This is a genomic window from Endozoicomonas sp. ONNA1 (assembly GCF_024606325.1).
GTDB lineage: Bacteria > Pseudomonadota > Gammaproteobacteria > Pseudomonadales > Endozoicomonadaceae > Endozoicomonas_A.
Window position 1 is genome coordinate 1 of record NZ_JAHHPN010000032.1, and the last position, 10,677, is coordinate 10,677.

Annotated in this window: 9 protein-coding genes; 3 read left to right on the forward strand and 6 right to left on the reverse strand. The window is 47.6% G+C overall.

Annotated features, from left to right (window positions below; genetic code table 11):
- The 3 genes from KDK19_RS00765 to KDK19_RS00775 all read right to left on the reverse strand — a co-directional run.
- Positions 1–244: hypothetical protein (locus KDK19_RS00765; RefSeq protein ID WP_257291140.1), on the reverse strand; the 244-nt coding region annotated here is incomplete at its 3' end.
- Positions 245–265: 21 nt separating this feature from the next.
- On the reverse strand, positions 266–697 hold the full coding sequence (locus KDK19_RS00770; protein WP_257254185.1) for a DNA polymerase III subunit chi: 432 nt from the start codon (positions 695–697) through the stop codon (positions 266–268).
- 140 nt (positions 698–837) lie between these two features.
- A complete protein-coding gene (locus tag KDK19_RS00775; protein WP_257274282.1) occupies positions 838–2,319 on the reverse strand; it encodes a leucyl aminopeptidase in 1,482 nt (493 codons plus the stop codon).
- A 510-nt stretch (positions 2,320–2,829) separates the two neighbouring features.
- On the opposite strand from KDK19_RS00775, the gene lptF reads away from it, so the two are divergent.
- Positions 2,830–3,939: an LPS export ABC transporter permease LptF gene (gene lptF, locus KDK19_RS00780; protein ID WP_257274280.1), complete on the forward strand. Its 1,110-nt coding sequence runs from the start codon at positions 2,830–2,832 to the stop codon at positions 3,937–3,939.
- Positions 3,932–4,990, forward strand: a complete 1,059-nt coding sequence (lptG, locus tag KDK19_RS00785) for an LPS export ABC transporter permease LptG (protein ID WP_257274279.1) — start codon at positions 3,932–3,934, stop codon at positions 4,988–4,990. The genes lptF and lptG overlap by 8 nt, the downstream gene beginning before the upstream one ends.
- 120 nt (positions 4,991–5,110) lie before the next feature.
- On the opposite strand, the gene KDK19_RS00790 is transcribed toward lptG, so the two are convergent.
- The 3 genes from KDK19_RS00790 to yghU all read right to left on the reverse strand — a co-directional run bounded on the left by KDK19_RS00790 (position 5,111) and on the right by yghU (position 7,238).
- On the reverse strand, positions 5,111–5,593 hold the full coding sequence (locus tag KDK19_RS00790) for an RDD family protein (protein WP_257274278.1): 483 nt from the start codon (positions 5,591–5,593) through the stop codon (positions 5,111–5,113).
- A gap of 129 nt (positions 5,594–5,722) precedes the next feature.
- Entirely contained in the window at positions 5,723–6,256 is a 534-nt protein-coding gene (locus KDK19_RS00795) for a methylated-DNA--[protein]-cysteine S-methyltransferase (RefSeq protein WP_257274277.1), read from the reverse strand.
- A gap of 127 nt (positions 6,257–6,383) precedes the next feature.
- Positions 6,384–7,238 carry a glutathione-dependent disulfide-bond oxidoreductase gene (gene yghU / locus KDK19_RS00800; protein WP_257274276.1) on the reverse strand — a complete coding sequence of 285 codons (855 nt, stop codon included), beginning with the start codon at positions 7,236–7,238 and terminating at the stop codon, positions 6,384–6,386.
- 202 nt (positions 7,239–7,440) lie between these two features.
- Between yghU and KDK19_RS00805 the strand changes: the two genes are divergently transcribed.
- Positions 7,441–10,677, forward strand: a 3,237-nt coding sequence (locus KDK19_RS00805; protein ID WP_257291141.1) for a hypothetical protein, incomplete at its 3' end; no start/stop codon positions are given.

Genomic DNA, 10,677 nt, shown 5'->3' on the forward strand with positions numbered 1-10,677 from the left:
CTGACTGTTTGACGCCGCGGTTAAGCGGAGGTTTCAGAGTAGGCGGTTCCTGCGGTTCAGTCTGTTGATAATTCTCTGTGACATCCAGAATTGTGACAGTCTGTCTGGTTTCTTCCTGGTCAGCAAGGTCGGTGAGAACAGGGATGTGTTGATTGAGATGATCATTACGATCTATCTCATTCTTTAAGAGGGTTTTCAGTCTTTCCTGTTCATCCAGCAGACCTTCCGTCTTTTTCTGGCTCATGTGCTTTACCCGCTAATGGCTTTAACCCTGTATTTGGTGGGTTTCTGGTTGGATGCCGTCTGCAACGTAAGCCCTGAACTTTTCACGGAGAACCTCAACCGGGCCCGGACTCTGATCAACAATTTCGCAAGTTCGGACAAAGTTTTTGTAAAAGGCCGGAATTTGATTGGACAGATTGATCAGCAGGGTGTTGTCGTCCATCGATTTCGGTGGTTTATATCCCAGGGTGATCGGCGCCCCCGTGGCTTTGCTGTTGATGATCTGGTGCGGCAGGAAACTATCTTCACGCCACTCCCAAAGCAGTCGGTCGAGAGTTTCGCACTGGATGTCATTATCCGTATGAATATGAACAGCCATACCATTACGCCACGCTCTGTCGGTCAACCGACAGGCGAATTTTTTAACGGCTTGTGCTGACTGCTGTTGCAGCAAATAGAAGGTTACTCGGGACATGAGGTTGAGTGTAATGGGAAATGATGCTGGTTGAAAGGTCGCTGACTTCTATCCGTCGTGAGTCGGATATTGAAAGCTGCGTTGAAGCTTTTCCGAAAGCGGGGTTGTGAGTCTCCATCGATCCGCAACCCCAAAGAGTATTAAAGCTGGTTAAGCAGATATTGAATCAGCATGGGGACGGGCCGACCGGTAGCGCCTTTGGCTTTACCGGAAGTCCATGCCGTACCGGCGATGTCCAGGTGAGCCCATGGGTAGCTTTCTGTAAAGCGCGCCAGGAAACAGGCGGCTGTGATGGTGCCAGCCGAACGGCCACCGATGTTGGCCATATCGGCAAAGTTGGAATCCAGCTGAGCCTGGTACTCTTCACCCATTGGCAGCTGCCAGGCTTGGTCAGAAGCGTCTTTGGAGGCTTTCAGCAGTGCTTCAGCCAGCTCATCATTGTTACTCAGAAGACCGGTGGTGTGGTGACCCAGGGCAATGACGCAGGCACCTGTAAGTGTGGCAACATCGATCACAGCTTTGGGCTTGTAACGCTCAGCGTAGGTCAGAGCGTCGCAGAGTACCAGGCGGCCTTCGGCGTCGGTATTAAGGATCTCAATGGTCTGACCCGACATTGAGGTTACGATGTCGCCCGGACGGGTAGCGTTGCCACTGGGCATATTCTCGGCGGCGGCGACCATGCCCACGATATTGATGGGCAGGTTCAGTGCCAGAATGGTCTGCATGGCGCCAAAAATACTGGCTGCACCACACATGTCGAATTTCATTTCGTCCATGGCGGCCCCTGGCTTCAGGGAAATACCACCAGTATCAAAGGTGATGCCTTTACCCAGCAGGACTATTGGTTTCTCGCCACGTTTGCCGCCTTTGTAGTCCATCAGGATCAACTTGGATTCCTGATCGGAGCCCTGGCCTACGGAAAGCAGAGAGTTCATACCCAGATCAGACATCTGTTTTTCGCCCAGAATCTTGGCGGTCATCCTGGCATGGGATTTCGCCAAAGCTTTGGCCTGGTCTGCCAGATAAGTCGGGTGGCAGACGTTGCCAGGCAGGTTGCCCAGAGTTCGAGCAAGGTTACGGCCTTCACCAATGGCCTGGCCTTCAGCAATAGCCTGATTCAGAGCTTTTGCCTGTTTGCGCTCAGCCAGAAACGTGACCTTCTTCAATGTCAGTGCATCGGCACTTTTGCTCTTGAACTCGTCGAACCGGTAGAATGCATAGACAACGGCTTCTACCAGCTGGCGAACTTTCCAGCTGTGGTCCTTGCCATCTACATCGATATCTTCCAGAGACACCAGTGCGTCTTTGGCAGAGGCCGTCTTCAGTTCAGAGGCAACGGCTTGGGCGAGCTTGATGAACTCACTTTCTTTCAGGGGTGCTTTTCCTTCGCCGGTCGCACAGAGCAAAATTCGCTCAGAGGGGATTTCCGGAACGTGCTGGAGCAACAGGGTCTGACCTGCCTTGTACTTGAGGTCGCCACGTTTGACAATGTTGTCGATGGCACCCTTGCTGGCCTCGTTTACGGCTGATGCTGAGGCGGTAAGCTTTTTCTTCTGCACACCCAGAACCAGGCAGGCAGTTTTCTGCTTCTCTACCGCTCCGCTTTTTACGATAAATTGCATGGTTGCTCCCATAGGACACTTGTCCAGTTATAACTCACGGGGATGCCCCCGATCTCCTGTTAATCTTTCTGACAAATCCCTGATAAATACTCCTGATTGTGCCTTTGACGCTGGCAGCCAAGAGTTACGATTTCGATGGCACCGACAGACACCTGAGTTAGCCCTGTGTGACTCTTGCGGCTACACCCTTTTTTTGCAAAAGGAATGTAAATGATGAGACTTCTTTCATCCGGGCTATAAACTCGAACAGGTTTGTTGGATAATTGTCAGGTCGGGTATTTGAACAGAGCTTGCACAAGAAGTGAATTCCCGCAAGGCTTTCAGAGATAGATTTTAGTCCGTTTATTGTATCAATGTGTCGACAACTGTCTTTCCGGGCAGAAAAAACGTGTTTTGATGGTCGACAAGTAGCCAGGACTGCTCTCTCATCTGGAACCATAGTACTTACCGTATCTCTCAGGTAAGTGAGTTTTACTTTCAATGAACCGGCGGAAACAGTAACTCAAGATCATGCCTTCGATCCTTTTTCGATACCTGGCCAAAGAAATGCTCAAGGTCACATTGGCCGTTACCGGTGTTGTGCTCCTGATTATCATGAGTGGCCGTTTTGTGAACTATCTTGCACAGGCTGCCAATGGCTCGCTGAACGCCGACATCCTTTTTGCCATCATGGGTTACAGAATGCCCGAGTTCCTGGTGATGATTATTCCCATGGGGTTGTTTCTGGGCATTATCATGGCTTATGGCAGGCTCTACGCAGAAAATGAAATGACAGTTATGGGGGCTTGTGGTGTCAGTCAGGGACAGTTGCTGCGCATGACCATGATTCCCGCCCTGGGTGTCATGATAGTGGTGGCTCTTCTGAGTATTCTTGTCGCTCCCTGGGGGATAAAGCAGGTCGAAACCATTCTTCATCAGCAGGATTCCATGACTGAGTTCGACACACTGGTGCCGGGTCGGTTTCAAAAGTTTGAGGGAGCTAACCGGGTCACTTACACCGAGTCGCTGACAGATGACAATCAGCAGATGGACAAGGTGTTTATTGCTCACCAGTCAGCCGATCGTGACAGTACAGGGATGTCCCTGGTGTTGGCAGAGCGTGGTCGTATATCTACCACGGAGGAGGCCGGACAGCGATATCTGATCCTGAGTGATGGCTATCGTTACGATCTGACGCCCGGCGGCAAGAAAGTCAGGGTGACCCGGTATGAAACCTATGGCATCCGAATGGAAGAGAGTGCGGTCGCTGAAGAGATCAGTAAAGAGCAGGCTCTACCCACCTCGACATTGCTAGGCTCGGATAATTCCACCTATATAGCGGAGTTGCAGTGGCGAATGTCACTGCCATTATTGATCCCGATTATTGTGTTGCTGGCCGTCCCGCTCTCAAAAGTGAATCCCAGGCAGGGTCGTTTCGTGAAACTCCTGCCCGGTGTATTGCTCTATCTGCTATATCTGGCGTTGCTGATTTTGAGTCGTGGAATGGTTGATGATGGGCGTCTTTCCCCACAAATGGGTGTCTGGTGGGTGCATGGGATTTACCTGCTGCTTGGATTGATCTTTTATTTTCAGGAGCCTTTGCAGGCTATGATTGCCAGAAGGAAAGTTACTCATGCGTAAGCTGGACCGTTATATCGCATGGAACGTAATGGCTTCCATGGTCGTGGTGCTTTTGATTCTGGTGGTGCTGGAATCCATGTTCGCTTTTCTGGGGGAGCTGGATAATGTTCGTGCTAATTATCAGATAGCGGATGTGGTCGTCTATATTTTGCTCCTCATCCCCAAGAAGATTTACGAATTTATCCCGGTGTCTGCCTTGATTGGGTGTCTTGCTGGTCTGGGCAACATGGCCTCAAACAGTGAACTGGTGGTCATGAGAGCGGCAGGTGTTTCGTTGTGGCGGATGGTCTGGTCAGTGATGAAGCCTGCTTTGGTGTTGATTTGCATAGGTATTGTGTTGGGTGAGTACGTGGCACCCACCACAGAACAGATTGCCGAAACCCGGAAGAATATCGCCCGATCTCACAATGGCGAATATTCCGGTGCAGGGGTCTGGCACCGTGAAGGCAATGAATTTATGTATTTTAACGCGGTTGAGCCTAATGGCGTGCTCTACGGTGTGAGTCGATATGTCTTTGATGATGATATGAAACTCAAGGAAAGCTCGTTTGCCAGAAGGGCGATCTATCAGCAGGATCACTGGCTGCTTGAGGATGTCACCCTCAGTCGTATGCAAGGCGATAAAGTGGTCTCAGAAAAAGTGAATACAGAGCCCTGGGATACCAACCTGACAACAACGCTCTTGAAAGTGGTGGTGGTTGAGCCGGATGGCTTGTCTATATCCGGCCTGAATACTTATACCCGTTATCTGGAAGAGCAGGGGCTGGATACGGGTGAATATGCGCTGGCGTTCTGGACAAAAGCACTGCAACCGTTGTCTGTTTTTTCCCTGGTACTGGTAGGAATCTCTTTTGTTTTCGGCCCCTTGCGCTCGGTCAGTATGGGGCTGAGAATCTTTTCGGGGGTGATTACCGGGGTTATATTCATGATTGTGCAGAGCCTGCTGGGGCCTTCCAGCCTGGTGTTTGGTTTCCCGCCGGTGTTGTCTGTTTTGCTGCCGGTTTTGATCTGTGTTGCTATAGGGTCTTTACTGCTATACAGAGCTGCCTGATGACTAAGTGTTACGTTATTTCGTAAGCTATTGGGTTGTTTTTTTAGGGCAAAGGCTAATGGAGATGAGGTTAGACGAGGGCAGTCACTTTCTGGCATTGGCTGCCTGCTATCTGTCTGGTCAGGACTTTTGTTTAGGAATGTACAGTGTTCTGGACCGGGACAACCGATCTTGCCAGCTGAGATGTTCTCGATCCCACAGGCACCAGAAGACACCCAGCCCACAGAGCATAAGGGCAGGAATAGCGGTCAGTGTTCGAATCAGGCATTGACCGATGGAAATATAACCCCCTTCCCGATCGACAATTTGAATGTTCCACGCCTGCATACCCAGAGTCTGGCCTCGACGGGACCAGAAAAAGGCAAAGAAGCTAAAAATGCTCAGAAAAAGTGCAGCATAAAAGATAGGTCCGCCGATGGATTGCCCGCTCTCTGTCATGGCCTTGAGTTCTTTAGCCCCATACACCTTCATCTGAATACCCAGGTTGATAAAACCCACCAGAAACATAATGGCCAAAACCAGAAAACTGTCGTAGATCATGGCAGCCAGTCGCCGCCAGACGGGTGCGGGTTGAGTCTGCTTCTTTTGAGATGTGCCTGACATAAAAACTCCTGTAACAGGCCGCGCAGTTTATCAGTTTCTGTCTTTATGGGCAGCTATGAGATGATCGGACTCGAGTTATATTGATGATATTATTATGGTGAGTCGGAGGTGTTTTATGCATCCTGCCAGTTAATCAAACAGCGAACCCTGTTGATTAGGGAGGCCACCTTCCAGATTAAGTAGCTTTTCTTTAGCCGGTTTACCACCGGCATAGCCCTGTAGCTCACCATTGCTGGCAATAACCCGGTGGCAGGGAATCAGTATTGAAATGCCGTTGGCACCATTGGCATTGGCGACGGCTCTCAGGGCATTTCTGTTGCCTATGGATTCTGCCAGTCCGGCATAGGTGGTGGTCACTCCATAGGGAATATCCTGAAGAGCTTGCCAAACCTGCTTTTGGAAAGCGGTACCTACCAGGAGCAGCGGCACTGAAAAGGTATTCCGCTCTTTACGAAAATACTCCTCCAACTGCTGACGGGTATACTCTATAACTTCGTCGTCTTTCTCGACATACTCAGCTTTGAGCCCATTTTTGACGCGAGCATCAATCCGCAATCTTTTCTTTCGATAGCGCCAGTCACACAGGCACAGCTGCTGGTCAAAGGTACCCAGCATCAGCTCACCAACGGGTGACTTGTAGTATTGGATGTTGATGGTGTTCATAGGAAAGCGTTATAACATATTTTGGCCTGGGATCGTTCTTTTAAGGTGGAAATTATGCTTTGAGGGCTCATTCCCACTCTAAAGAGAAAACAAAGGATAGCTATAAATTTGCTGAATTTCTTAATGCTTAAACAGCTCTCAATAATTTGAAGTCAGACTTATCATGACGCTCCGGCAATTGTTCCTCGGGTTCTCCCCAGGTTCTATTGACCATCCTGCCACGTTTTACTGCCGGGCGAGAGGCAATCTGTTCTGCCCAGCGTTTAACGTTCTTATAAGAGTCCACACTTAAAAACTCTGCAGCGTTGTATAGCTGACCCAAGACCAAAGCACCGTACCAGGGCCAAATCGCGATATCAGCGATGGAGTATTCAGTGCCTGCTATATAGGCATTGTTCGCTAATTGCTTATCCAATACATCCAACTGGCGTTTCACTTCCATGGTGTAACGATTAATCGGGTATTCAAACTTCTCAGGTGCATAGGCATAAAAATGACCAAAGCCCCCACCTAAAAAGGGCGCACTACCCATTTGCCAGAATAACCATGACATGACTTCTGGACGGCCTTCATTTTGCGGCAAAAACTCGCCAAATTTTTCCGCAAGGTGAACCAGAATGGCACCGGATTCAAAAACACGAACCGGCGTCTCGCCACTGTTATCGATCAATGCCGGAATCTTGGAATTAGGGTTGATATCGACAAACCCGCTACTGAATTGGTCTCCTTCCATGATCTTGATGGGATAGGCATCATATTCGGCTTGATCAATGTTTTTCTCTAACAGCTCTTCCAGCATGATGGTGACTTTGACTCCATTGGGAGTAGCCAACGAATACAGCTGGAACGGGTGCTTTCCCCCAGGCAGCTCCTGATCATGTGTCTTACCTGATACCGGACGATTGATATTGGCAAACTGGCCACCGGATTCATCGTCCCATGTCCAAACCGCCGGGGGAATGTATTGAACTTGTTCGCTCATGCTCTCTATCCTCAAATCAGTCGACCCATACTAGCTCTGAATGCCTTGCGTGAACAGACAATGAAGCGGATAAAACGGTTTCATAAATGGAACACTCAACCAGGAACTTCGTTTAGCTGCCAGGTGCTGCCCGGGAATTGGAATTTTTTTTCCTTCTCATTGTCAAAGGTTGTCAAGGACATTTTGATAAGGGTAAGAAAATATGGATGTAACAGGCAAAAATACTGATACCATAACCGGATCAGGCTTAACTTCCGAAGCCAGTGATTGTAGAGCGACAGGGAATTATAAATGGCTGACGGTACGGCCCACTGAAGACAAAGAGGGGCTTTTCAATCCTGCCAATTATGTATCTGACAACGCTGGAGTATCTGAAAGCAGATCCTCAGGCCCTGACGGCTTGTTTTCACTTAGCGGCTGCACAGTCAGTCATTCCAGAGCTTACAGCCCGAAAACCATCGGAAGAGAAGCAGGAGCTGAAGATAATCAGAAAGTAGCCCTCAGTTTTGGCCAGGTAGGGCAGCCGAAGTTACTGGAATTACTGACTTCAAAACAGGCTGTAAAACCACGTGTCGAAGAAGCATTAGAAAAACTTGCTCGACAGTTTGATAAATTACATGTCAATGTCAGTACAATGGATAAAGTCAATGAGTTGAAAAGAGAGATTAAGGAATACATTGATACTGGTAATCTTACTGTTACTATTACTGAAACCTACATTGAGAATGATTTTAAAATTTTAAATGGTTCTGAATCAGTAAAAAAAATAACGAATGATATTCAAGAAACAGCACGGGAGATCGCTATTTGGGCGGGAGTCGAAAAAAATAATCTGAAAGTACTCACCTACATTATTGAACAAGGGTTCCCCATCGAACAAAAAAATGGCTGGGTGGATCTTAATCCTGAGTCTACCGTATACCTCCCTTTTGATACGATGGAAAAGTTGGTCGGTAACTGCAAAACAGGTTTTCCGGACCTGTTATTCGTCAAGGCTATTTTTGCTGATGCTGATCCTCGCTTTGACGTTCTTTCCGAGGCAGTTTTAAATTCCATATACGGTCATGATGAATTATTTCAGGAGGCAATAGCACAATCAATACCAGCAGCTTCATATAGAAGGTTAATGTTTTTTTTTAATTACCTTCGTTGTAAATGTAATGCCCGTGACATGATAAGAGACCTTATAACTCATAGTTTCGAATACCACCGCATTGCTATGCTTTACAGGATTAGTAAATACCATCGAAGCATAGTACTGGTATTTGTTCTTGAAGCTATTGCACAACAATCACAAAAAGAAGCACAGGAGCAAGTCCGTAAAATTATTGGTTCATTTTGTCAGGATGAACAGCAAGTGATTGCAATGATTGCTATTTTGGGAGGACTGCACCAATGTGCTGAATTATTGACTGAAATAGGTATTACTGTCACCAGACAGGCGTTTATAGAGGCATCGGTTAATCTTGAAAATTCTCCTTTTCTTATGGCTAAAGAGGCTGGTCTGACTAATGAACGATTGTTTGTCAATACAGTGAATCGAGTCGCTCCGTTTTTATGGACCTTGCCCGATAAATTCGGACAGCAGTTGGATCAGGAATGCTTTCGGCTAGATAAAAAAGCAATGTCGTTTATCCAGCTTGTTATTGAGCAAATGCCTATTTGTCAGGAGGAAGGGGATGAATCGAAATATTGGTCAGGGCCGAATTATATAAATAAATTAGTTCTGGGAGATGTAAGCTTGTGGGCAGCAAAAATTTTTTCGGCAATGAATGATACCGGTTTGTCAAACAGATCAGGTCTTTTAAAGGAAGATGACCGGTACTGTGAGACATGGAACACCCTGATCAGCCAGGTTGGATGCTGCAATGGCCTCACCCGTCCTTATGATTTCATGAAATTCATGGACTGGCTTTTGATGGAGGGCCTGTCATGGGTTCGAGCGGGATCGGAATACCGTGAGCAAGAGGCAACCTTTTCACTCAGACTAAAAAGTTATCGGCCGGACTTGTGGCCGGATCCGGGTTATGAGGCTTCGACAACTTCATCAGCGTTATATAATGAACTGGTAGAATATAGCCATCTTGTCACTAACTTACATTTTGACATCATTGAATCATTTCTACGTCTTGCCCCTCCAGGCCATCGAATTCATGTGCTAAATAACTGGTTAAATAATCCTGATTGTGCAAAACAGCGGGAAGTCTTGTTTTGTAGATCTGTGTATCCCCTCAATACTATGGGAAGCCCAAACATTTGGCAGTTGCTTTTATCACTGGATAAAGATTATCAGCCACAGGAAAATCAGTTTGATAATGATTGGAAAAAGCTGAGTAATCCGCAGCAGTGGACAGCACCTCCGTCGATAGAATTATTTACAGGCGAATCTGTCGAGGTCTACGGGCGTACGCTGGCCATTCAACGCACGGATGGCGGCTGGGATTATCTGAAATTTCTCAGCGATACAGAAAAACCGGAAGAACTGGCAAGAGAGGGTAATAAAATCAGCCTGATGGCAGCCATAGCCGACCAGCATGGCTTGAAAAGCTCGATTCCCGAAGTGGTCGGCAGATATCACTGGAATGATGTGCGGACTGATCTGGTGACATTAATACCGCCCGCCAAAAAGGCCAAACTGGAGGAGAAGTGTCGCTACATTGATGGAAAGACAGGTTATTGCCTTCATCTGAAATCAACAAAAGATGCGCCTTATCATTTATACCCTTACGTTCTTGACCCAGTGACAAAGGCGGATCAGATTCACGAGGGACTCTATAAATATGCCCATGATTGCGGTGTTTTATTCAGTTGCGGATTATATGCTCCGGCGGTAATGGCAGCTGACCATGATTCAGTGACCCGGCGAAAGCATCATGTCCTTTCGTCTTATGTGGATGCCACATCCGAGGGGAGAATGCTGCAGTGGAAAAAAGCTTCACAATATCCCAATGTGGGGCCCGTAGGCATGCGAGACACCGGTGACACGAAAACAATAAATGAACTGGGTGAAGATTATTTTTTCTCCAGCAGATGTCAGAAGTTTCTTGATTTTGAACAATCAGAGGATCGAGCCAAGGTGGCATTTTCAGAATTGGCAAAAAATGCCCAGGGGCTGGTATTGCAATATGCTCTGTGTTTTCAAAAACAGTTCAACTCTGGCAATAGGGAGTCCATGCTCAATCATGAGCGTAAAATAAAGGTCATTCTGGCTACTCTGTTTCACAAGGCGTTTCCCCAATTCACAGAAGAGCGCGTGGGTCAGGCCATGAATGAAGATGAACTGCTGTCACAGGCTGTTAGAGAGGTTGTCTACTGGTGTGGCAACGGCAAATTCGTTAACGATATAATGCAAAACATTATACCGAAATCGACATACCCGGGCTCTTCAGAAACGACCAATATTGTTGATTTCACTACACTGCAACCTCGTGAACTGGTC